This is a genomic window from Methylomonas sp. MED-D (genome assembly GCF_050276835.1).
GTDB classification, from domain to species: domain Bacteria; phylum Pseudomonadota; class Gammaproteobacteria; order Methylococcales; family Methylomonadaceae; genus Methylomonas; species Methylomonas koyamae_A.
On sequence record NZ_CP189965.1, the window covers coordinates 174,651 to 197,157 of the forward strand.

Genomic DNA, 22,507 nt, shown 5'->3' on the forward strand with positions numbered 1-22,507 from the left:
GTTACGCTGTCAGCAAAAAAAAACCGGCGCGAGCCGGTTTTTTTATGTCTGGAGATTTCGATTTTACGGCGTGGACAGCGCGTGCAAGCTATCGGGGTGTTCCAATACGCTGGCCGGGGTTTGCAATTGTGTCGTCAGCAAGGCCCCGGTGTCGACGGTAAAGCTGCCGGTCACGCTGTCGCCGTCGCCATCGGTCGCGGTAAAACCGAATTTCAAATCGAGCTGCTGGGTGTTGGGCAAATTCAGGTATTTCAGACCGCCAACCTCGAAACCGCCGGAGATCACCTGAATCTTCAGCGTATCGTAACCGCCGTCCACGGTGATCGCCGGCGCGTAATCGCCGCCGGCTGTCGCGTTAAAACTCACAGTCTTACTACCGACCACGGCGCCGTCGCGATAGGCGGTCCAGCGAAACGCATCGGCGCCGCTATTGGTGTTGAATTCCTGCAACTGTACCGAATTCACCAATTGTTTGACGGATACATCGAAGTTATCGACCGTTCCGAACTGGTAGGTAATCGATTCGCCCTTGTCCACGCTGGCGTTGCCTATCCCGATGTGACCGTTGGCGACATTAAGGTCGCTGCCCGTCACCAGCAGCGAATTGCCGACCGTCACTTGTCCGGCGGGCCCGGTGCTGGTGGTGCCGAAGCCGAGCGTCACGCTATCGGCCGGGGGCAGATCCAGTACTTGGTAGAGCGTTAGCGTGTAATCGCCGATTGCGGAGCCGTTTTGCGTCGGCGTCAACGTAAACACCATCCGGTCGCTGGCATCCAATCCCTGAGGGCCTTTGTCGATGAAGGCGTAGATTTCGTCCAAGCCGTCCGCGTTGGTGTCGGCAACCGCGAAGCTGACCGCGTCGGCGTCCGACGTCAATTGCCAGGGCGCGCCGTTAGAGGAAATTTCGGGCAGGTTCAGCGTAACACTGCCCAAGCCGTCGAATCCCAAGTCGTAATCGATCAACTGCGTTAACGCTTCGCCGACGGAATCTTTCAGTTGACCGTTGGCATTGGTGATGGTGGGGCCGTCGTCGTAAACCGTTACGGTAAAATCGGTATTCGCGCTACTGCCATCGGCGGCGGTCAAGCTTGCCGAGATGTCGAATGCCAGTGGGTTGCCGCTGCCGGTGTGGGCCAGCGGTTGTAGCAGTGTAAATTGATAGGTGCCGTTTTCGACCTTCACGGTGTAATGGCCGCCATCATCGGTCAATGTCTGCGTCGCCGGGTTCCAGGTGGCGCCGGCGGCGGCCAACGTGACCGAAGCCGGCGCCGCGCCGTCTATCGTCAATGCTGCTGTCACGGATCGGTCGGCGTCGCTTTCGTCGACGGCCGAATCGAGCGCGGTGACCGCCGGGGCGTAATCGACGCTGACCGTGGCCGGCTCCGAACGCAAACCCAGATTATCGGCGATGGTGTATTGAATCGGGGTCGGGTCGCCGATGAAGCCGGCGACCGGCGTAAACGTGATGGTGCCGGACTCGAGGTCGACACTCCAGGTGCCCTGGCCCGCGACCACTAGCGCTTGGCCCGGCGCCGACGTGCCGACAATCTGAATACTGGTCGGATCGACGCTACCGTCCGGGTCGCTGTCGTTGCTCAATACCTTTAATGTCGCGGCGTTGCCTGGAACTAGGCCGGAGATGCCGTCGTCGCCGGCCACCGGCGGTAGGTTGTAGTCGATACTGACCGTGGCTGGATCGGAACGTAGGCCGAGATTGTCCGCGACGGTATATTGGATCGGGCTCGGATCGCCGACGAAGTCGGCGGCGGGGGTAAACGTGATCGCACCGCTGACGGGGTCCACACTCCACACGCCCTCCCCGGCCACCGTTAGTGACTGTCCGGGCGCGGCGGTGCCGACGATTTGCACGCTGGTCGGGTCCAGGCTGCCGTCCGGGTCGCTATCGTTGCCGAGCACGTCCAAGGTGACCGGCGTGCCGGCCGGCAATCCGCTCGAGCCGTCGTCGACCGCGATCGGCGGTTGGTTGAGCCCGCCGTCCGCGGTTGCAGGCAGGCGGCGCGGATCGAGTAGCAGGACTTGCGGGGCGATGTCGTTGAACGCCACGACCGGGCCTATCGTATCGAAGCCGTTGTTGACCGGCGCGACGGGATTTAAATAATCGATGCTGACGATGCCGTGGCCTTCATTGCCGCCGCCGGGTCCGCCGCCGGCCGCCGGTGCGCCGGCCGCGGTGGGATCGGCAACCTTGGTCGGATCCTGGCCGGCCAACAACGCGGCCTGAATGTCTTCCACGCTAGGGCCGCTGGCTTGCGCTTGGCCGTTGCCGGTTATATCGCCACCGTCCGGCAACGCGTCGCCAAGCGCCATCCGGTCGTTACCGCCCATGTCCAGACTGCCGCCGCCATCCAATGCAACCACCAGGCTGGCGCCGTCGGCGGTCTCCAAGATGTCCGTCGCGTCGATGCGGTCGCCCACCTGCAGTATGCGCCGGCCGCCGTCGGCGGAAAGCGCGGTAACGGTGCCGGTGACAACAGTAACGGTTCCTACGGCCATGAGAGCTCCTTTGAATGCCTCAGCGAAAAATCAAGCGACAATGATAAGCCATGTCGGGTTACGCGCCAGTGTCACGACGCCGAAAATTACGAACTACACGAGAGCATCGAACAACCGGCGCGTTCCTTAGCCCAATCCGGCCGCTTCGCGGCGAACCGATCGCGCTCGGGTTGCTCGGCATACGGCGCGCGCAATAAATCCAGCAACTCCCAAACCAGGCTGAAATCGCCTTGTTCGGCCAGATCGATGGCTTGTTGAGCCAAATAATTGCGCAACACGTATTTGGGATTGACCCGATTCATGATTTCGCGGCGCTCGCTTTGCGGCAGGCCGTCGCTTAACAGCCTTTTCCGATAATCGCCGAACCAGCGCTCGGCCATTTCGACGACGGCTTCGCTCAAGGTCTCGTAACTGTTTCGTTGCAACAGCTCGATAAATTCGGCATTGGCTTGGTCGTCGGCCGATCCGGCGATATCGACATCGGCCAGTTGCCGGAAGAACAGCGTCATGTCGGTTTCGGCATTCTGCAACAACTTCAACACCCGATGGGTCAGGGCCTCGTCGCCGGCATCGGCATCGAATGCCGACAGGCCGAGTTTGGCGGCCAATGTCGCCTGCCATTGCCGGTCGAAGGTGTCGGTAAAGCTTTGCAGGGCCTGCTGCAAGCCCTCGGCGCGCTTAACCAGCGGATACAAGGCGTTGGCCAGTTGCACCAGATTCCAATAGGCGATTTTGGGTTGGTTGCCGTAACGGTAGCGGCGGCCTTGGGCATCGGTGGTGTTGGGCGTCCAGTCCGGATCGTAGTTTTCCAGCCAGCCGTAGGGGCCGTAATCGATGGTCAAGCCCAGAATCGACATGTTGTCGGTATTCATCACGCCGTGGACGAAGCCGACCCGTTGCCAATGCACCACCATATCGGCGGTTTTCCGGCAGACTTCGGCGAACCATTGCAGGTAAACGGCGGTACACGGTTCGCCCAATTCCGGAAAGTCGTTGCGTATCGTGTAGTCCACCAAGGCTTTCAGCGACTCCAGGTCGTCGCGGGCGGTGAATAATTGGAAGTTGCCGAAACGGACGAAGGACGGCGCGACCCGGCACACAATCGCGCCCGGTTCCAATTGCGGATTGCCGTCGTAAAACATGTCGCGCACCACGGTTTCGCCGGTCAAAACCACGCTGAGCGCGCGGGTGGTCGGCACGCCGAGGTGGTGCATCGCCTCGCTGCATAAAAATTCCCGAATCGACGAGCGCAATACCGCCAGGCCGTCGGCGCTACGCGAATACGGGGTCAGGCCGGCGCCCTTCAATTGCAGGGTTTGCCGCGAGCCGTCCGGGCAGATCACTTCGCCGAGATTGATGGCGCGGCCGTCGCCCAGTTGTCCGGCCCAATGCCCGAACTGGTGACCGCCGTATCCCATCGCGAACGGCTCCATCCCGTCCGCCAGCCGGTTGCCGGCGAAGACTTGGCAAAAATCGTCGGAGCGACAGACCTCCTCGGCAATGCCCAGCGCCGGGGCCAGGTCGGCGGCGTAGGCCACTAGTCGCGGGTTCTTGACCCTGCTGGGTGTGACTTTCGAATAACAGGACGCATACACTTGGCGGCGAAAATTGTCGGGTTCCGGGTCGCCCGGCAACTCGCGGACGAATCGGTTGTCGAAGCGCAGGCTATCGAGGGGGAGGCTATCGGCTGAGGCTGGCATGGTAATCGACTCACGGGCTAAAAATTACGAATCGTTGCGCGAACCGGCTAAGATACGCGGCGTTCCGCTACTTATATCAATCAATTTCCCTATCAGGCAATGCTTATGAGAAATATCGCGAAAATATTCAGCTTGCGGGCTGTTTCCCTGGGTTCGGCCCTGATGCTTTCCAGCCTGTCGGCGCTGCCGTTGAGCGGTTGCGTCACGGTCGGTCAGGAATTCGCCGCGTCCAGAGTACCGGAAATCAAAGTCGGTCAAACCCGCAAGCAGGACATCACCGAACTGTTCGGCACGCCCTGGCGTACCGGCATGGAAGACGGCCGGCCGACGTGGACCTACGGCATCTACAAATATTCGCTGTTCGGCGGCGACGACACTCAGGATTTGCTGATTCGCTTCGATAACCAGGGCGTCGTCAAATCCTACACGTTCAGCTCTACCCGGAAGTAGTTCGCGGCGTGTCGGCGCGCGGCGGCTTGGCGATGGTGCTGGTGCTGATTTGCGGCGGCGCCGACGCCAAAAAACTTTACAAATACCGCGATCCCCAGGGCCTCTGGCATTACAGCGACCAGGCGCCGCCGGACGCCGGTCCGGTTGAGATTCGGCAAATGAAGCCGGCCGCCGCTCAGAGAGTGTGGCTGGAAAAATCCGGCGACGACCGACGCGCGACCTTCGCGGTTCGCAACACCTATCCGGGACCGATTGAAGTCGAGATCGACTGGCGGGACGGCGAAAACGTCGAGGCCCAGCCAGCGCTGCCGAGCCGTTTCGTTGTCGGTCCCGGTCTGTCCGCGCCGCTGTTCGCGGTTGACGCCGTTCCCGGCGCCGGCCGATGGCACTACGGTTTGCAATATCGCTATGTGCTCGGCCAGCCGCTGGCCGAAGCGCCGGGGGACCCCGATTACCGCCCGCCGTTGGCGTTGGGAAGCCGCTTTCAAATCACCCAAGGCTTCGGCGGCGAATACAGCCATACCGACGACCAGAATCGGTACGCGGTGGACATCATGATGCCGGTCGATACTCCGGTGCATGCGGCGCGCGCCGGCGTCGTGCTGGATGTCGAAAACGATTTCGACGGCAACGGCACCGAACCCGCCTATGCCGGCAAAGCCAACACGATTCGCATCGGCCATGACGACGGCACGATGGCGGTCTATGCCCATCTTGCGTTGGAAAAAGCCCTCGTCAAGGTCGGCGAGCGGGTCGCGGCCGGACAATTGATCGGGTTTTCGGGAAATACCGGCCTTACCACCGGTCCCCACCTGCACTTCGCGGTGCAGGTCAATCGCGGCATGGCGTTGGTGTCGGTGCCATTCCGTTTTGTCGACGCGCAAGGTCGGCGCTTTACGCCGGAATTGGGCCGGTGGCTGGGCGATCAGCCGTCTCCGGCCGGCGTCGCGGCCGAGTCGCCGTAGAACCGATAACAGCCCTTGCCGGCGCATTTGGCTTGGTACATCGCTTGGTCGGCGTGCTTCATTAAAGTTTTGACGTCGGCTCCGTGATTGGGATAAATCGCGATGCCCAAGCTGGTCGAAATATTCACCGCGTATTGCTCGAGCGAAAACGGTCGGTTCAAGGCTTCCAAAATCTTTTCGGAAATCGCCACCACATCGCGCTCGCCGTCGATTTGTGGCAGCAGAACCACGAATTCGTCGCCCCCCAGCCGGGATACCGTATCGGATTCGCGGCGGACGCAGGCCCGTAGCCGGCAGGCCACGTCTTGCAACAGCAAATCGCCGATGTCGTGACCGTAACTGTCGTTGACCGGTTTGAACTGGTCCAGGTCCAGATATATCAAGGCGAGCCGGGTTTGCTCGCGTCTGGCTTGCGCCAGCGCCTGACGCAAGCGGTCGCTGAGCAGGATGCGATTGGGCAGATCGGTTAGCGGGTCGTGGTGGGCCAAATGGTGGACGTGGTCTTCGATGGCCTTGCGCTCGCTGATGTCGGTCATCGCCGCGACAAAATGGGTGATGGCGCCGTCCGCGCCTCGCACCGCGGTCATGGTTTGCCAGACTGGAAATACCGTGCCGTTCTTGTGCCGATTCCACAGTTCGCCCTGCCAGACGCCGTTACGGCGCAAGCCGCTCCATACTTCGTCGTAAAAGCGGCCGTCGTGAATATCCGAATGCAACAGGTTAAGGTTGCGGCCGACCGCGTCGGCCGGGGTGTAGCCGGTCATTTCGCTAAACGACAGATTGATTTTCAGGATCACCGCGTCGGCATCGGTGATGGCCATGCCTTCTTGGGACTCGAATGCGGTGGCGGCGATGCGTAACTGGGTTTCGGCTTGTTTGCGTTCGCTAATATTTTGCGCGAATGCAAACATCAGCGAACGATCGCCGTAACGGATGTAATGTCCGGTCACTTCGACCGGCACCAGCGTACCGTCCTTGCGGCGGTGCCGGCTCTCCAGCACGACGATTTCCTCGGCTTGTAGACGTTGCCACAACATCGGCCAGTCCGCCTCGCTCAAATCGAGGTTGAACTGCCAGGGGAACATGCCCAACAATTCGGCGCGGCTGTAACCCAGCGTTTCGCAGGCGTAATCGTTGATATAGGTGATACGGCCGTTTTCGTCCAGCCAGTAGAACGCGGTCTTGCTTTTATCGACCATGGCTCGGGTAAACCACAGCTCGGATTCGATTTGCTTGAATTCGGTGATGTCGTCGTAAACGCCCAGCACGCCGATGGTTTCGCCGCGTCGGTTACGTAACGGCGCTTTCGATGTGCGCAGCACACATTCGCCGTGATCGGACGTGATTTGTGGTTCTTCGTAAGCCAGTTTCGCTTGACCGGACTCAATGACCCAACGGTCGTCGCGCCGGTAGAGCTCCGCTTGCCGGTACCACGCCAATTGAGTGTCGACCTTGCCGATCACGGTCGCCACGTCCGGCGCGCCGCTGTCCTCGGCGAACAAAGCATTGCAGCCCAGATAACGGGAAGCTCGGTCCTTCCAGAATACGCGCAACGGGATGGTTTCGATCACCAGTTGCAACAAGTTGCGCGACTCGGCCAGCGCATTCATCGCCTCGACTCGCTCCGACACGTCGTACAGCACTACCAAGTGGAGGTGGTCGCAGAGCGGCCCCAACGGCGTTACGGTGACGACCACGTTTTTGGTTATGCCGTTCTTGCAAAAAACCTTGAGTTCCAGCGGTTCGAAGCGGGGCGGCTCGCAATTCAGCCGGCGCTGCCATTCGTCGGTTACCCAATAGCGATAGTCGCTGTCCGGATAGGCTTTGCGGCGCCAGGTTTCGACATCGGGAAGATCGGCCGCCAGGTAGCCGAAAGCGTTGCTGAAGGCCGGATTCAGGCGTAATATCCGGCGATCGGCGTCGAACAAGGCGATCGGTATCGGCAGGGCGTCGATGATCGTGTTCAGTTGCAAAATGTTGCGGTCTAGCGAAGCCATTTTCTCGAGGAGCAACACCGTGATGCCCGACACCAGAGACGCGACGATCAGCGACGCGACCAAGCCGGTCAGCAAATAATCCCAGGTGATTACGCCGCGCAACAACCAGCTCATCGCGGCGACGATGGTTTCGGTCAGCAGCAGCGCCAGTACCACGGCCAGCAGCCAGACCTGCCATTTGCGAGAGTGTTGCAGAGCGGGGATGGGAGCGAAATTCACGGACGGCCTCGAACTGGCGATACGACGGTCGAACGCCGTCGCTTGTAAGTGTTAACTTACACTTTACGTCCGGCTTTGGAAAGAGGGCGATCACTTGCCCGCCGTGTCGAGCGGAATACTCCCGGCCTTTTCAATGACGCGTGCGACGATCGAGTCGCAGCATCAGCCACGCGGCGGCGGAGAAGATCGCGCCGGCCACGAAAGTCAGCGCCGCGCCGTGGCTATCCCACAGCCAGCCGGCGACGACACTGGCAGCCAGCATTGCCAGGCCTGAGATCAGATTGAAAAAGCCGAAACCGGTGCCGCGTAAATCGGCCGGCGCGGTGTCCGCTACCAGTTTGGCGAGCAGACCTTGGGTCATCCCCATGTGAACGCCCCATAAACCGACGCCGGCCAGCGTCGCCCGCCAATCGGCGCTGCTGGCCAACACCAGGTCCGCGCCGATCAGCACCAGCAAGCCCCAGCTCAGTAAGCGCGCCGGCGAAATCCGGTCCGACAATTTTCCAAACGGATAGGCGGTTGCCGAGTACACGATATTCATCGCCACCATCACCAGCGGTACCAGCGCTAAGGCTATGCCCCCCTGTTGCGCCCTGAGTACCAGAAACGCCTCGCTGAAGCGCGCCAATGTGAACACCGCGCCGATGGTCACGACCCGCCAATAGGTCTTGCCCAAGCGGCGCAGATTGGCGCGGCGGATTGGATTGCCGTGCCTGGCCTTGACCAGATGCTTGGGTTCCTTGACGCCGACCAGCAGCATCAGTACCGCCAAGGCGCCCGGAATCACCGCCACCCAAAACACGGCCCGAAAGTCATTGTCCCACCACAGCATCAAGGTTACCGCCAACAAAGGGCCCAGAAACGCGCCGATATTATCCAGTGACTGCCGCAAGCCGAAGGCCGCGCCGCGAATTCCGGCCGGCGCCAGGTCCGCCACCAGCGCATCGCGCGGCGCGCCGCGTATGCCTTTGCCGACTCTGTCCAGCAAGCGGGCGGTCAGCACCATGCCGCTACTGGCGGCAATGGCGAACAGCGGCTTGGTCAGCGCGCCCAGACTGTAACCGATCAACGCCAGGCTTTTGCGCTTACCCAGGTAATCGCTGGCGACGCCGGAAAAGACCTTGACGATCAGCGCGGTGGCTTCGGCTGCGCCTTCGATCAAGCCGACGCTCAATGTGCTGGCGCTCAGCGTGCCGACCATGAACAACGGTAGCAGGCTGTGAATCATTTCCGAGGAAATGTCCATCAACAGACTGACGAAGCCCAGCGCCCACACGCCGCCAGGGATTTGCCGCCAAACGGCGATGGGTTTCGATGGGTTCATTTTGTTGATCGGTTGGGGCACTGGGGCGCCGGCGGCGCCGATTTCGGTGGCATTTCACCACAGATTGCGATAAAAAGCCGGTCCGATCATTTTTGCAACTAGGAGGACATCATGAAACCCATTTGGCTAGTGTTAAGCCTGTTAATCGCGAGCGGCGCGCAAGCCGCGTTGCGCGAGCAGACCGTCGAATACAGCGCCGGCGATACTCGGCTGCGCGGCTATCTGGCCTGGGACGACGCCAAGGGCCTCAAGCAGCCGGGCGTGCTGGTCGTCCACGAATGGTGGGGCTTGAACGACTACGCCCGCCAGCGCGCCAAAATGCTGGCCGAGCTGGGCTATACCGCGTTGGCGGTGGATATGTACGGGGACGGGAAGTCCAGCGAACACGCTGCCGAAGCGTCGGCCTTCATGAAATCGGTGCTGGAACGGGCCGACATCGCCAAGCAACGTTTTCTGGCGGCCTTGCAATTCTTGCGTGAGCAACCCAACGTCGATGTCGGCAAGATTGCCGCGATCGGCTACTGTTTCGGCGGATCGACTGTGTTGAACATGGCGCGGCAAGGCGTCGAATTGGCGGCCGTGGTCAGCTTTCACGGCAATCTGGTGACCGATACTCCGGCCAAACCCGGCAGTGTCAAGGCTAAGGTGTTGGTGTTGAACGGCGCGGCCGACGGCTTCGTGACGCCGCAAAGCATCGCGGACTTCGAAAAGGAAATGGCGCTGGCCAAGGCGGATTATCGCGTCGTCAATTATCCGGGCGTCAAACACGGTTTTACCAATCCGGATGCCGACCGTCTCGGCAAGGCCAACCAGTTGGACGTGGCTTACGACGCGGAAGCCGACCGGCTATCCTGGACGGCGATGCAAGAACTGTTCGATTCGCTATTTAAATGATCGCGGCGGCCGTTCCGGTGGAGCGGCCGCGCCGATGGTGGACGTAGGATGGACTTAGCGGGTGCCGAACACGACGATGGTTTTGCCGTGGGCGGTGATCAAGCCCTTGTCTTCCAGCTCCTTCAATACCCGGCCGGCCATTTCCCTGGAGCAGCCGACGATACGACCGATTTCCTGACGGGTGATGTGCAATTGCATGCCGTCGGGGTGGGTGATCGCGTCCGGCTCCTTGCACAGATCCAGTAAGGTCCGGGCGATACGTCCCTCGACGTCCATGAAGGCCAAGTCGCGGTATTTGCGGCTGGTAATCAGCAAACGGGTGGAGAGTTGCTCGCCGAGCACGGTCAGAATTTCGACGGCCTGATCGCGCAGATCGGCGTTCAGCAATTGCTTGAAACGCTCGTAACCGATCTCCGCCATCTGGCACTTGGTGCGGGTTTTCACCAACACGCTACGGGTTTCGGCATTTTTGAACACGCCGATTTCGCCTACGAAATCGTGCTTGTTCAAATAAGCCAGAATCAGTTCCCGGCCTTCTTCGTCTTCGACGCTGACGCTGACCGAGCCGTCGACCACAAACAACAACTTGTCGCCGACGTCGCCGGGGCGGACGATCGTGATTTTGGCCGGATAGGTCCGGACATGGCAGAAGCGCAAAAAGGCTTCGAGAGCGGATGGCGAGATCTTGTTTTGTTTAACGAAGCTCATAATTTGTAATAATTCTGTGAACTGATTTGGCTACCTTATCAAGGTGCAGGAGTTTCGGAAAAAAATCAAGACATTTGACGGGTTCGTTGTAAAATCCGCGTCAATTTTGGTTTCGACTTGGGTTAGAGGATGCAAGCAACGATTAAATGGGTCGACGGCAGATTGTTCGTCGGCGAGTCCGGCAGCGGACACACGGTGGTGATGGACGGTCCGCCCGACCACGGCGGTCGGAATTTGGGCGTGCGTCCGATGGAAATGCTGCTGATGGGCGTGGGCGGCTGCTCGTCGTTCGACGTGGTCGACATCCTGCAGAAAGGCCGCCACGAAATCGTGCATTGCAGTGCCGAATTGACCGCCGAACGCGCCGACGCCGTGCCGGCGGTGTTTACCAAAATCCACCTGCATTTCAAGGTGACCGGGAAAAATCTGCCGGCATCGGCGGTGGAGCGGGCGGTGAAACTGTCCGCCGAAAAATATTGTTCGGCATCCATCATGCTGGGCAAGGCCGGCGTGGAAATCAGTCACGATTTCGAAGTTATCGAGGGTTAAGCGGTTGAGCAAATTACAATTACACGGGTTTAACAACCTGACCAAATCGTTGAGCTTCAACATTTACGACGTTTGCTACGCGCCCAAGGAGCAAGAAAAAGCGTACATCGAATACATCGACGAAGCTTACAACGCCAAACGCCTGACCCAAATTTTGAAGGATGTCGCCAACATCATCGGCGCGCAGATTTTGAACATCGCTCATCAGGATTACGACCCGCAAGGCGCCAGCGTAACGATGCTGATTTCCGAGGGCGCGGTGATCCCGGCCGGCATGAATTCCGAGTCGCCCGGACCGTTGCCCGACACGATTTTGGCGCATTTGGACAAGAGCCACATCACCGTGCACACCTATCCGGAAAGTCATCCGGATACCGATATTTGCACGTTTCGGGCCGACATCGACGTGTCCACCTGCGGACAAATTTCGCCGTTGAAAGCCTTGAATTATCTAATACATAGCTTCGAGTCCGACATCGTCATCATGGATTACCGGGTGCGCGGATTCACCCGCGACGTGACCGGCCAGAAGATCTATATCGACCACAAGATCAACTCGATTCAAAACTACATCGCCGAAAGCACCAAGGAGCTGTATCAAATGATCGACGTCAACGTCTATCAGGAGAACATCTTCCATACCAAGATGATGCTGAAGGAAACCGAACTGGAAAATTACCTGTTCGAAAAGGAAAGTAATTTCAGCGACGAGGAGCAGGAAGAAATCCAGGAAATGCTCCAGGAAGAAATGGCCGAAATCTTCTACGGCCGCAATTTTTCGTAAGCCATTACTGACTTGATAGCATCGATGCCGTCGATTCCGGCGGCATCGCTCGATAGCCTTCGGCATTGCCGGTTTCCCCGTCCATCTACCCACTCCACGCATCATCCCCCTCGGCTAGGCGTTTGCGCGCTTGCCACGCAATTGTCGCGCTAGCGTCATCGGCTTTTCATATTCCCGGTTTGTAATGCCCAGCGGTGGCTGGGACGGAATCGTCCCAGCACCTTCAACGGCATCTTTCAAATGGGGTACAGACTTATGTTCAAACCAAGATTTTTCGCGGCGGTGGCGCTGGCATTCGCGCTACCGGCTCAGGCCCAAACGGTCGCTTTAGCCGTCGACGGCAGTTGGAGCGAGTTCGTTGTCGATGATTTTTCCGCCGAATCCGGCATCGATCCGCTCAGCTGGATCGCCGACGACGGCTCGGCCATCGCATTCGATTTCACGTTGAGCGCTCCGGCGATTCTGAAAGTCGTGGACGCCGGCTTTTCCGGCGATAGTTTCCAGGTCTTCGATAACGGTATCAGCTTGGCCTTTACTAGTGCCGGCATCAATAATTATCGGGATGGCGATACGCCGAGCGTGATCGATTTCGATACGGCCTGGAGTCAAACCAATTTCAGCCGGGGCTTGTTTCAGCTCGGCGCCGGCAGCCACCATATCACCGGCCTGTTGGCGGTGTCCGCGCTGGATGCGGAGGGGGTGCCCTTCAACGCCACCCTGGGCGGCGTCGCTCTGACGGCGGTTCCGTTGCCGGGCGCCGCTTGGCTGATGCTGTCCGGTAGCGGCTTGTTGGCTGCCGTCGCGCGGCGCCGTTCGGCTTAATTGGGAGAATCGCCATGAGAAACAAACAATTGATCGCCGGTATCGGCATCGCGTTAGCGACGCTGGGTTGCGCGCAAGCCGCCACTAGCACCGTTAAGATCGTCGCATTCAACGACTTCCACGGCAATCTGCAATCGCCGGGCAATTTCGGCGTGCAGGCCGGCGGCTCCGGCACCGCGATCGTCAGCAAGCCGGCCGGCGGCGTCGATATGCTGGCCGCTTACGTCGATGCGTTGAAAGCGGAGAATCAGAACAGCGTCGTCGTGTCGGCCGGCGACCTGATCGGTGCCAGCCCATTGATCTCGGCCTTTTTTCACGACGAAGGCACGATAGAAACGATGAACCGCCTGGGCCTGGAATTCAACGCGGTCGGCAACCACGAGTTCGACGAAGGCAAGGACGAGTTGCTGCGGATGCAGGCGGGCGGCTGCCATCCGACCGACAGCAACACCTGCAAGGGCGCGGAAGTCGGCACGCCGGTACCGTTCGAAGGCGCAAAATTCAAGTTTCTGGCCGCCAACGTGGTTAACACCGCGAACGGCAAGACCGTGTTTCCGGCTTACGCCATCAAGAGCTTCAACACCGCCGGCGGCAAGCTCAAGGTCGGCTTCATCGGTTTGACCTTGAAGGAAACCCCGACCATCGTCACGCCGGCCGGCGTCGCCGGTTTGGCGTTCAAGGACGAAGCCGCCACCGTCAACGGCTTGGTGCCGAAATTGCGCGCCCAGGGCGTCGAAGCCATCGTCGTGTTGCTGCATCAAGGCGGCTCGCAAGGCAGCGCGGCGCCGAATTTCATCAACGATTGCTCGGCGGCCTTGCAAGACCCGACCACTTCGCCGGTCAAGGGCATCGTCGCCCAACTGGACAACGCGGTGGACATGGTGATTTCCGGCCACACCCACACCGGTTTCATCTGCCAGTTGCCCAACAAGGCCGGCCGCGCGATTCCGGTGACCCAGGCCAGTTCGTTCGGCCGGGTGCTGACCGACATCGACCTGACCATCAACCACGCCAACGGCGATGTCGTCGCGGTCGATGCGCGTAACATCACCGTGGACAGGACCGACGCCAATTATATGGCCGACGCCGAAATCAAAGGCATCGTCGACGGTTATGCCGCATTGGTGGCACCGCTGGCCGCTCGCACGATAGGCACGATTACCGGCCCGGCTACCAACTCGGCGAACGGCGCCGGCGAAATGGCGGCCGGCGATTTGATCGCCGATGCGCAATGGCAAGCCACCTCGGCGGCGGCATTCGGCGGCGCCCAGTTTGCGCTGATGAACCCCGGCGGCGTGCGCAATCCGGGCTTCACCGCCGCCGGCTATCCGCACGACGTCAGCTACGGCGAAGCGTTTACGGTGCAGCCGTTCGGCAACAGCTTGGTGACGCTGACCTTGACCGCCGCGCAATTAAAAGATGTGCTGGAGCAGCAATTCGTCGGCGGCGGTTGTTTGTTGTCCGACGGCGTGACCAAGAACAATCAAACCTCGCAACGCATCCTGCAAATCTCCAACGGCTTGCATCAGGAGTGGAGCGAGTCCGCGCCGGCTTGCGCCAAGGTACGCAATGTATCGCTGAGCGTTTACGACGCCGATGGCAACCCGACCGCTACCGACCTGATCGTCAGCGACGGCGCGGTGATCAACCCCAGCCAAACCTACCGGGTCACGGTCAACAACTTCATGGCGACCGGCGGCGACAACTATAGCGTGTTCACCCAGGGCGGCGACATGCTAGGCGGCGCGCAGGACATCGACGCGCTGATCGGCTATCTGGGCCGTTATCTGCCGCCGCATCCGGCCTACGATCCAAGCGCCGCGACGTTGCACGCGCCGCGCACCGTCAAGCTGCCTTAAAACGCTGGGGCCGGTCGGACTGGACGCCGACCGGCCCTTTTACGCCAAATCCTCGCCGCGTTCGCCAGAGCTGATTCGCCCGCCCTTGTGGACCTCCAGCATGTAGACCTTGCCGTCGCCGTGGTGGCCGCTGTGGGCCACTCGCATCACCGTGGTAAAAATTCGCTCGGCCAGTGCGTCCGGCGCGAAAATCTCGATGCGCTTCTTGGGCAAGAAGGGTTTGTAGTCCTGAATATGTTCGGTCCGTTCCCGGCCGAAACCTTCGCAATCCATCACCGACATGCCGGGAAAGCCGGGAATCTCCAATAGCGCCAACGTCAAGGGATTGAGTTTATGCGGTTGGATGTAGGCGCGTATCTCTTTCATGGGCAGTCCTAGGGCTCGTCGGCTTCGGAAAAATAACGGTACAGGGCCGGTAGTAGGGTCAATGTTAGAACGGTGGCGGTCGCCAAACCGCCGATAATCACCACCGCGAACGGTTTGGCGGTTTCCGAACCGACGCTGGTGGACAAAGCCGCCGGCAGCAAACCCAGCATCGCCATCAGCGCGGTCATGACCACCGGCCGCAAGCGGCTGACCGAGCCGTTGACGATCGCGTCGTGCAGGGACTGACCTTCGCGGCGCAATTTGTTCAACTGCGATACCAGAATCACGCCGTTTTGTACCGCGATGCCGAACAGCGCGATAAAGCCGACCGCCGCCGACACGCTCAAATTGATGCCGGTCGCCAGCAGGATCAGTAAACCGCCGATCATCGCGAACGGTACGTTCATCACGATCAACAACGCGTTTCTAACCGACATGAAGGCCCAGAACAGCAAGACGAAGATCAATCCCAGACTGATCGGAACAATGATGGCCAGGCGTTTCATCGCCCGTTGCTGGTTTTCGAACTGGCCGCTCCAGACGATATGATAGCCCGGCGGCAAGGCCACTTGCTCGGCGACTTTTTCCCGAGCTTCGGCGACGAAGCTGCCCTGGTCGCGGTCGATTAGGTTACATTTGATCGCGATCCGCCGCATGTTGTCCTCGCGGCTGATGCGCGACGCGCCCTGATTGACCTTGATCGTCGCCAGTTGCGCCAACGGAATCTTTAAGCCGTCCGGCGAGCTGACCAGCAAATTCTCCAGGCTGGCGATCGAATTGCGGGCGTTCTCCTGATAGCGCAGCGTGATGTCGAAGCGCCGTTCGCCTTCCAGAAACTGAGAAGCCGCCTTGCCGCCCATGCCGATTTCCATGACCCGTTCCACATCGGCGACGTTGATGCCGTAACGGGAAATCTTGGCGCGGTCGATCTCGACGATGGCTTGCGCCAAGCCGGCTTGCTGCTCGGCGGCCACGTCGGTGGCGCCGCGGATCGAGGCCAGGATTTGGGTAATTTGATCGGCTTGGTCTTGCAAGGTTTTCAAATCGCCGCCGAACACCTTGATCGCGATTTCGCCCTTGACGCCGGAAATCGCCTCCTCGACGTTATCCTGAATCACCTGGGAAAAGTTGGTCATCAGGCCGGGATAAACCGCCAAGGCCTTATCCATCGCCTGCACCAGTTCGTCCTTGGAATGGTAACGCCAAGTCGATTTCGGGTTTAGATCGATTAACGCTTCCAGGTTATTGAAGCCTTTCGGATCGGTACCGTCTTCGGGCCGGCCCAACTGGGTCAGCACCATTTTCGCTTCGCTAAAGGTTTCCAGCTTGGCGCGCACCCGCCGTTCGATGTCCTTGGCGGTGGTCAGCGACACCGGCGTCGGCAGCGTGATGGTCAGCCAGATGTTGCCCTCGTCCAGTTTGGGCATGAATTCGGTACCGATCAGCCGGACGGTCATGAAACTCAACACCAGCGCCGCGACCGCCGCCGTAAACACGATTTTGGCGTGGCGCAACACCCATTCCAGCAGGCGCCGGTAGTGGCGTTCCATCGCGTGTACCAACGGATTGTGGCGCTCGCCGATGTTCGGCCCGAGCAAATAGGTCAGCATTGCCGGTACGAAGGTCAGGCTGAACAGCATCGACGCCACCAATGCGAAGCTCAGCGTGTAGGCCATTGGCGAAAAGATTTTGGCTTCGACGCGCTGGAACGTGAAGATCGGCAAAAAGGCGATGATGATAATGGCCTTGGAAAACAGGATGGGCCGGCCCATCTCGGTGGCGGTGTTCAGCAACGACTGGCGCAGATGGCGCATGTCGGCCTTGCGCTGCAAATCCAGGGTAATTTGTACCATCACCGCTTCCACCAGCACTACCGCGCTGTCGACGATAATGCCGAAATCGATCGCGCCCAACGAAATCAGGTTGGCCGAGACGCCGCCGGCATCGACCAGAATAAACGCGAACAGTAAGGACAGCGGAATGATCAAGGTGACCAGCAAGGCCGCCAGGAAGCGGCGCAAAAACACCAGCAGGATCACCAGAATCAATGCCGCGCCTTCGATCATATTGTGTTCGACGGTATGCACGGTATGGCCGACCAGCTCGGTGCGGTCGTAAATCGGCGTGATTTTGACACCGGGCGGCAGGCCGAACTGGTTCAGTTCGGCGATCTTGTCCTTGACGCCATTGACCACTTCCACCGCGTCGCGGCCCTTGATCAACAGCACGATGCCTTCGACGATGTCGTCGCGCTGATTCATCGCCACGATGCCGGTGCGCGGTTGCGGGCCGACCGCGATTTCGGCGATGTCCTTGACCCGCACCGGCACGCCGTCGTGGCTGGCGACGACGATATCGCCGATTTCGTCGGCCGACTTCAGCAAGCCGACACCCCGCACTACCAAGGCTTCGTCGCCGTCCTCGATATAGCCGCCGCCGGTGTTAGTGTTATTGGCGGCGATCGCCGCGTACACTTGGTTCAGATCGAGTTGGTAATTCTTCAGCCGATCAGGTTTGACCAGTACCTTGTATTCCTTGACGCCGCCGCCGTAGGAAATCACGTCGGCCACACCCTGCACGGTGCGCAACTTCGGTTCGATCACCCAGTCCTGCAACGCGCGCTGCTCGGTCAACGGCAGATGTTTGGCGTCGATCACGTAGCGGTAAATCTCGCCGACGCCGGTCGACAGAGGCCCCAACTGCGGTTTGACCTCGTCCGGAATGTCGGCATTGTGCAGGCGCTCCAGTACTTGCTGGCGCGAAAAGTAATCCTCGGCGTCGTCGTCGAAGGTTAACGTCACCACCGACAAGCCGAAGATCGACACCGAGCGCATGTTCAGCAGATGCGGCAGACCGTTCATTTCCCGTTCGATCGGCAGCGTGACCAACTTTTCGACCTCTTCCGGCGCCTGGCCGGGATACTGGGTAACGACTTGGACGAACACGTTCTGCACGTCGGGAAAGGCCTGAACCGGCAGTTTTTCGAAGGCAATGATGCCGGATACGGCGACGGCCAGCGTCATGCCGATCGCCATCAAGCGTTGCTGCAAACAAAAAGCGATGATGCGCGCGATCATGAGCTATCCCGGTCAATTGGCCTGAGTGTCGGCATCTTCCTCGGCGCGCAGCACCAGGGCGCCTTCGGTGACTAGGCGCTCGCCGGGCTGTAAGCCTTCCAGAACGACGCCTTGGTCTTTCAGGCGCAGGCCGATTTTGATCGGCTTTTGCTTGAAACGATTTTCCCCGGTCGCGACGAATACGTAATCGGATTCGGCCTCGGTAAATACCGCCGTCAGCGGAATCACGATCGCCTGTTGAGACGGGTCGCTTTCCAGAGTCACGCTGGCGTACATGCCCGGCAGCAGGCGGCCGTCCGGATTGGCCAGCTCGCACCGCACTTGCACGCTGCGGCTGTTTTCATCCAGTACTTGGCCGATATAGCGCACCACGGCCGGAAAACGTTCGCCCGGATAGGCGGGCACTTCGACGCTGACTTGCTGACCGACCTTGATCTTGCTCAGATGGATCTCGAACACCTCCAGCACCGCGCTCAGCCGGCTCAAGTCGGACACCACGAACAATGGACGGTCGGTGTCCGGGCCGACTTCCTGACCGGGATTGACGTTACGCTCGACGACGTTGCCGGCCAACGGCGATTTCAACGCAAACCGGCCGTTGGCTTGGCGACCGGCCAGATGCAGATTTTTCAAGCGGGTTTCGGTGCGTTGCAGTTCGCTGCGCGCCCGCTGCAAATCGTCCTCGGCTTGCTCGAAGTCCTTGCGGGCGACGACCTTGCCTTCGTAGAGCTCGCGCTGGCGTTGATAGGCCCGGTTGGCCAGCGTCGATTCGGCCCGAGCCTTGGCGAAATCGGCTTCGGCGTCGGCGACATCGGGGCTGTGCAATTCCAACAGCGTCGACCCGGCGGCGACTTGGCTGCCCAAGGCCAGCGCTTGGCCGACTACCCGGCCGGCGACCGGCGAGCTAATCCGCGAGGTCAGGTTTTCGTCGTAGGCGATCTTGCCGGCCAGAGGCTCCATCGTCGGCGGCCGGCTGTAGGCCACTTCGCGAATCTTGACGTAGGTTTTTTTCGGCGAATCGGCTTGCAACACCACCTCGCCCGGCGTTTTGGCAGCTGGGGGCGGCGGAGTTTTATCGGCGGCTTCGTTGCACGCGGCCAGCGCCAGCAAGCCCGCCAGCAGCGCGGTCCGAATCGGGACGTTAAAATGGCGTTTAAACACGGTGGTCATCAGGGCTTGGGAATGGAATTTGAATCGGCGGCCGGATGGCCGAGCGGGGTTTCGTCGCCGACGGCTTTGGCCAAGTCGTAATAGGCGTTGGCACGACCGACGACGGCCGCGAAGTAGTCGCGCATCGCGGTTTTGTAACTGCGCTGCGCCTCGATAAAATCCAACACGCCGGTCGCGCCTTTTTTGAAAGCCAGTTCGGCGCTGTCTCGCACGGTTTGGGCATCGGTCAGCAAGCCGTTTTCGTAGCGTTGGGCGATTTTATCGGCGCTGCGCCAGGCGGCCAGCGCATTGGCCACGTCGCTACGAATCGCCAGTTCGGTTTGTTCGACCGCCAATTGCGCTTGATTCAAACCGACTGTCGCCTTGTCGGCTTCGCCCTGGTACTGATAAAACACCGGCACCGGCACGCTGACGCCGACGAAAAACGAATTGAGCGCGTTGTTGCTGGGGTCGCGGGCGTAACCGGCGTTGACCGTGACGTCCGGGTATTTCAAGCGGCGGGCCAATTCCAGCTCCTTTTGCGCTTGCTCGGCGCGGCGCCGATCGGCCTGCAAATCCGGCCGCTGACGCAAGGCTTGGTCGAGCAATGCGGTTTCATCGCCGTGCTGGCCGATGTCGCTGAGCGCCGGCCAGACTTCGGTGGCCTCGAATTGCCAGTCCGGCTCCGGCCAACGCAGAACTTGCGCCAGCGAGGTTTGGGCCTGACGCACCGCCGCTTCGGCCGCGTCCAGATCCGCTTCGGCGCGGGTGGCTTCCATTTTGACCCGTAAAAAATCCGCTTCGGCGATGTCTCCGCTGTTTAGGCGCAGCTTGTTGGCCACCGCGATGTCCCGATAATGGGAGACGGCTTCCTGGGCTAGCCAGCGGTTTTTTTGGGCCAGCAACAGATCGAAGTAGGCGTCCAGCACCATATTGCTAAAGATACGCACTGCATCGCGCAGATCGGCTTCCGCGGCTTGCGTCGCGAAGCCGCTGCTTTCGATGCGCAAACCGCGTTTGCCGGCCATCTCAATCAACTGACTGAACGAAAAGTATTCGGCGGGCCCGCAAGAGACCGACGGATTGTGATTGCAGCCGCGCGCCGCCGAGCCCATGTTGGGATTGTCGCCGATCTCGGACAACTGGAAATTGAAATCCGGATTGGGGATGGCGCCGGCGATGACTTCCTGGGCGCGGGCCTGATCGATGTTGTATTGGGCGGCGATCAAATCCAGATTGCGCTGAAAGAACAGCGCCAAGGTTTGCTCGGCGCTGACTAGCCGGGTTTGCGCCCACGCCGACTGCCCGCCGAGCAGCGCCAGGAGGCAACAGAGTTGCTGGAATCGTTTTCGCATCAATTTCGCCGTGATTGATTAAACCTCCGGCCGCGCCGGAGCAGATTCAGTTTAGCAAGAGCTTTGCCATTACCGAGTCGGGGTTACGGTCCGCGCCGACACCCGCCGTTCGCGGGCCGCGCATGATAGCAGACTATTATCGATACGCTATCTTTTTCCGGAAAAGCCTTTTTTGGGTAAAATCCCCCAACCTGCGGTTGATTTCAACCGCGCGACGTCAGAATTCGAAATGGGCGCGCAGTCCGTAAACGTCGACCGGACCTCGATCGGCATTGTAGGCCGGATTGGCGATGTGCTGGTAGTCGGCGGTCAGCCACACCGAGGGCCAGGGATGGAATTTATAGTAAACGTCTACCAACTGTTCCGGCCGGTAGCGGATGGTGCCGTCGCCGATAAATCCGTCCACGCCGCCCAGGCGCAAATAGTCGACGTGGCTGGCCGACAACCAACTGCTGGCGAAGCCGACCCCGACCGTGTCGCGGGCTCGGCCCCAATATTCGCCGTCGACGGCCGCGCCCAACGACAACGAGCGGTCGGCCGAGGTATAGGAGTACACCTCGGTTTGCCCGTCCGAAACCATGCCGCGTAGAAATATCCCGATCGCGCCAGTCAAGCGCTGTTCGATATTGATGCCGATGCCGGTTTTGACGTTGGGTCGGCGCACCCAACACAGATCCGGCGCGCCGGCGTTGGTCGAGTCGTAATGAAAGCCGCCGCAAGCCGCGGCGTTTTTGCTTGGGTCGTCCTTCAGCGCCGCGATGGCCGCGTCCCAGCGACCCATGATTTCCCGATTGCGGTAGGCCAACAGCCGCACCGCGCCGTCTTGGCCGTACAGCGTGTGGCGGTGTTCGATCTCCAGTTGATCGCCGTAATGGTTGAACACGTTGAAATCCAACGGCAGATCGTTGGGATTTTGGGGCGTGGCGAAGCGGCCCAGCCGCAAGGTCCACGCGCCGAGATGATATTCGCCGGCCAGACCGACCGAATAACCGCGCGCGTCGGCGGCAAAGTCGTAAGCCGCGTGGCTGAGAAACGCCATGTTCAAAAACTGCTGGCGCAGGTCGGCGGAAAAGCGGTTCTTGTCGAAAATGTCCAACACGCTGAGATTGCCGAAAGTGACCACCAAGCGGTGGCTGTCCAACGCGCCGGCCAGTTGCAAGGGCGCGGACTCGTTGCGGCCGTCGTCGCCACCGAAGCCAAAGGTTTGCTTAAGATAAAACCGCGACTTGTACCAGGTCGCGCTGACCGAGCCGGTTTTTTGCAATTCGAAGTTTTGGATGCCGCCGCCCAAGCCCTTCAAGTCGGACAGCGGCAGTTCGGAAATCATTTCCGGCGCCAGATAAATCTCGCCGCCCGGCCAGGCTTTCAAACCGAAATAAGCGGTAAAGGTGCCGGTAAAACTGCGCTCGGCATTCGGACTGAGCGAATGCGGCGTGCCGTTCAGATTGGTGTAAGCCGCCGCGAAGGCCGGTTTCCAGCTGGAGATGTAGGTAGCCTGGGCGTAGGCGTTCCAACGCTCGTCGTCCAGGTCGTGCCAGCCCTGGTCGGCCAGGGCCTGCATTAACGAAAATTCGTCGCCCGCCAAGCCGGCCACGGGCGCCAGCAGCACCAGCAAGCACCATCTCCAACCACGGACCGCCCCCAGGATATTAGCCATCGCCCCGCCCCCATCGGTGAAAACCGGCGGCACTATACCAGTCTCCGTCGTGCGCGCGTGAAAGACGTAAACCCGTTTCGAGTAAAAAAGGGTTTGGTCGGTCTAATCTGGCCCGGCA

17 protein-coding genes are annotated in these 22,507 nt (G+C 60.2%); 7 read left to right on the plus strand and 10 right to left on the minus strand.

What is annotated here, in order from left to right; all coding sequences use genetic code 11:
- Window positions 1-63: 63 nt before the first annotated feature.
- Both ACQE3E_RS00755 and ACQE3E_RS00760 read right to left on the minus strand, forming a co-directional pair.
- Window positions 64-2,514: a retention module-containing protein gene (locus ACQE3E_RS00755; protein WP_313729354.1), complete on the minus strand. Its 2,451-nt coding sequence runs from the start codon at window positions 2,512-2,514 to the stop codon at window positions 64-66.
- An 86-nt stretch (window positions 2,515-2,600) separates the two neighbouring features.
- Window positions 2,601-4,214, minus strand: coding sequence for a protein adenylyltransferase SelO (locus ACQE3E_RS00760; RefSeq protein WP_313729353.1), 1,614 nt, complete (start codon window positions 4,212-4,214; stop codon window positions 2,601-2,603).
- Between the two features lie 105 nt (window positions 4,215-4,319).
- On the opposite strand from ACQE3E_RS00760, the gene bamE reads away from it, so the two are divergent.
- Both bamE and ACQE3E_RS00770 read left to right on the plus strand, forming a co-directional pair.
- A complete protein-coding gene (bamE, locus tag ACQE3E_RS00765; protein WP_064026436.1) occupies window positions 4,320-4,664 on the plus strand; it encodes an outer membrane protein assembly factor BamE domain-containing protein in 345 nt (114 codons plus the stop codon).
- Between the two features lie 8 nt (window positions 4,665-4,672).
- Window positions 4,673-5,629, plus strand: coding sequence for a peptidoglycan DD-metalloendopeptidase family protein (locus ACQE3E_RS00770; protein ID WP_313729352.1), 957 nt, complete (start codon window positions 4,673-4,675; stop codon window positions 5,627-5,629).
- Here ACQE3E_RS00770 and ACQE3E_RS00775 read toward each other — a convergent pair.
- Both ACQE3E_RS00775 and ACQE3E_RS00780 read right to left on the minus strand, forming a co-directional pair.
- On the minus strand, window positions 5,590-7,845 hold the full coding sequence (locus tag ACQE3E_RS00775; RefSeq protein WP_064026434.1) for a PAS domain S-box protein: 2,256 nt from the start codon (window positions 7,843-7,845) through the stop codon (window positions 5,590-5,592). The genes ACQE3E_RS00770 and ACQE3E_RS00775 overlap by 40 nt on opposite strands.
- A gap of 130 nt (window positions 7,846-7,975) precedes the next feature.
- Complete coding sequence (locus ACQE3E_RS00780) at window positions 7,976-9,169, minus strand: MFS transporter (RefSeq protein ID WP_313729351.1); 1,194 nt, start codon at window positions 9,167-9,169, stop codon at window positions 7,976-7,978.
- A 111-nt stretch (window positions 9,170-9,280) separates the two neighbouring features.
- Here ACQE3E_RS00780 and ACQE3E_RS00785 point away from each other — a divergent pair, with 111 nt between their 5' ends.
- On the plus strand, window positions 9,281-10,063 hold the full coding sequence (locus ACQE3E_RS00785; RefSeq protein WP_064026432.1) for a dienelactone hydrolase family protein: 783 nt from the start codon (window positions 9,281-9,283) through the stop codon (window positions 10,061-10,063).
- Window positions 10,064-10,117: 54 nt separating this feature from the next.
- Here ACQE3E_RS00785 and crp read toward each other — a convergent pair whose 3' ends face one another.
- On the minus strand, window positions 10,118-10,771 hold the full coding sequence (gene crp, locus ACQE3E_RS00790; protein ID WP_064026430.1) for a cAMP-activated global transcriptional regulator CRP: 654 nt from the start codon (window positions 10,769-10,771) through the stop codon (window positions 10,118-10,120).
- A gap of 129 nt (window positions 10,772-10,900) precedes the next feature.
- Here crp and ACQE3E_RS00795 point away from each other — a divergent pair, with 129 nt between their 5' ends.
- From ACQE3E_RS00795 to ACQE3E_RS00810, 4 genes are all read left to right on the plus strand, one after another.
- Window positions 10,901-11,320 (plus strand): OsmC family protein, encoded by a 420-nt coding sequence (locus ACQE3E_RS00795; protein ID WP_168030300.1) that lies wholly within the window; start codon window positions 10,901-10,903, stop codon window positions 11,318-11,320.
- 4 nt (window positions 11,321-11,324) lie between these two features.
- Window positions 11,325-12,104: an adenosylmethionine decarboxylase gene (gene speD, locus ACQE3E_RS00800; RefSeq protein ID WP_064026426.1), complete on the plus strand. Its 780-nt coding sequence runs from the start codon at window positions 11,325-11,327 to the stop codon at window positions 12,102-12,104.
- 255 nt (window positions 12,105-12,359) lie between these two features.
- Window positions 12,360-12,926, plus strand: coding sequence for a hypothetical protein (locus tag ACQE3E_RS00805; protein WP_313729350.1), 567 nt, complete (start codon window positions 12,360-12,362; stop codon window positions 12,924-12,926).
- A gap of 14 nt (window positions 12,927-12,940) precedes the next feature.
- Window positions 12,941-14,785 (plus strand): bifunctional metallophosphatase/5'-nucleotidase, encoded by a 1,845-nt coding sequence (locus tag ACQE3E_RS00810; RefSeq protein ID WP_313729349.1) that lies wholly within the window; start codon window positions 12,941-12,943, stop codon window positions 14,783-14,785.
- Window positions 14,786-14,824: 39 nt separating this feature from the next.
- On the opposite strand, the gene ACQE3E_RS00815 is transcribed toward ACQE3E_RS00810, so the two are convergent.
- The 5 genes from ACQE3E_RS00815 to ACQE3E_RS00835 form a co-directional block, all read right to left on the minus strand.
- Window positions 14,825-15,151, minus strand: coding sequence for a P-II family nitrogen regulator (locus ACQE3E_RS00815; RefSeq protein WP_071160130.1), 327 nt, complete (start codon window positions 15,149-15,151; stop codon window positions 14,825-14,827).
- A gap of 8 nt (window positions 15,152-15,159) precedes the next feature.
- On the minus strand, window positions 15,160-18,228 hold the full coding sequence (locus tag ACQE3E_RS00820; protein WP_168030294.1) for an efflux RND transporter permease subunit: 3,069 nt from the start codon (window positions 18,226-18,228) through the stop codon (window positions 15,160-15,162).
- Between the two features lie 12 nt (window positions 18,229-18,240).
- A complete protein-coding gene (locus ACQE3E_RS00825; protein ID WP_313729348.1) occupies window positions 18,241-19,398 on the minus strand; it encodes an efflux RND transporter periplasmic adaptor subunit in 1,158 nt (385 codons plus the stop codon).
- Window positions 19,398-20,732 carry a TolC family protein gene (locus ACQE3E_RS00830; protein ID WP_313729347.1) on the minus strand — a complete coding sequence of 445 codons (1,335 nt, stop codon included), beginning with the start codon at window positions 20,730-20,732 and terminating at the stop codon, window positions 19,398-19,400. Before ACQE3E_RS00830 ends, ACQE3E_RS00825 begins: the two co-directional genes overlap by 1 nt.
- A 217-nt stretch (window positions 20,733-20,949) precedes the next feature.
- Window positions 20,950-22,389, minus strand: coding sequence for a carbohydrate porin (locus ACQE3E_RS00835; RefSeq protein WP_313729346.1), 1,440 nt, complete (start codon window positions 22,387-22,389; stop codon window positions 20,950-20,952).
- Window positions 22,390-22,507: the final 118 nt, after the last annotated feature.

Bases quoted from the DNA above. Each gene is read 5' to 3' on its own strand.
- ACQE3E_RS00755 (WP_313729354.1), bottom strand. From the start codon at position 2,514: ATGGCCGTAGGAACCGTTACTGTTGTCACCGGCACCGTTACCGCGCTT.
- ACQE3E_RS00760 (WP_313729353.1), bottom strand. From the start codon at position 4,214: ATGCCAGCCTCAGCCGATAGCCTCCCCCTCGATAGCCTGCGCTTCGAC.
- bamE (WP_064026436.1), top strand. From the start codon at position 4,320: ATGAGAAATATCGCGAAAATATTCAGCTTGCGGGCTGTTTCCCTGGGT.
- ACQE3E_RS00780 (WP_313729351.1), bottom strand. From the start codon at position 9,169: ATGAACCCATCGAAACCCATCGCCGTTTGGCGGCAAATCCCTGGCGGC.
- ACQE3E_RS00785 (WP_064026432.1), top strand. From the start codon at position 9,281: ATGAAACCCATTTGGCTAGTGTTAAGCCTGTTAATCGCGAGCGGCGCG.
- crp (WP_064026430.1), bottom strand. From the start codon at position 10,771: ATGAGCTTCGTTAAACAAAACAAGATCTCGCCATCCGCTCTCGAAGCC.
- ACQE3E_RS00795 (WP_168030300.1), top strand. From the start codon at position 10,901: ATGCAAGCAACGATTAAATGGGTCGACGGCAGATTGTTCGTCGGCGAG.
- ACQE3E_RS00805 (WP_313729350.1), top strand. From the start codon at position 12,360: ATGTTCAAACCAAGATTTTTCGCGGCGGTGGCGCTGGCATTCGCGCTA.
- ACQE3E_RS00810 (WP_313729349.1), top strand. From the start codon at position 12,941: ATGAGAAACAAACAATTGATCGCCGGTATCGGCATCGCGTTAGCGACG.
- ACQE3E_RS00815 (WP_071160130.1), bottom strand. From the start codon at position 15,151: ATGAAAGAGATACGCGCCTACATCCAACCGCATAAACTCAATCCCTTG.
- ACQE3E_RS00820 (WP_168030294.1), bottom strand. From the start codon at position 18,228: ATGATCGCGCGCATCATCGCTTTTTGTTTGCAGCAACGCTTGATGGCG.
- ACQE3E_RS00825 (WP_313729348.1), bottom strand. From the start codon at position 19,398: ATGACCACCGTGTTTAAACGCCATTTTAACGTCCCGATTCGGACCGCG.
- ACQE3E_RS00830 (WP_313729347.1), bottom strand. From the start codon at position 20,732: ATGCGAAAACGATTCCAGCAACTCTGTTGCCTCCTGGCGCTGCTCGGC.
- ACQE3E_RS00835 (WP_313729346.1), bottom strand. From the start codon at position 22,389: ATGGCTAATATCCTGGGGGCGGTCCGTGGTTGGAGATGGTGCTTGCTG.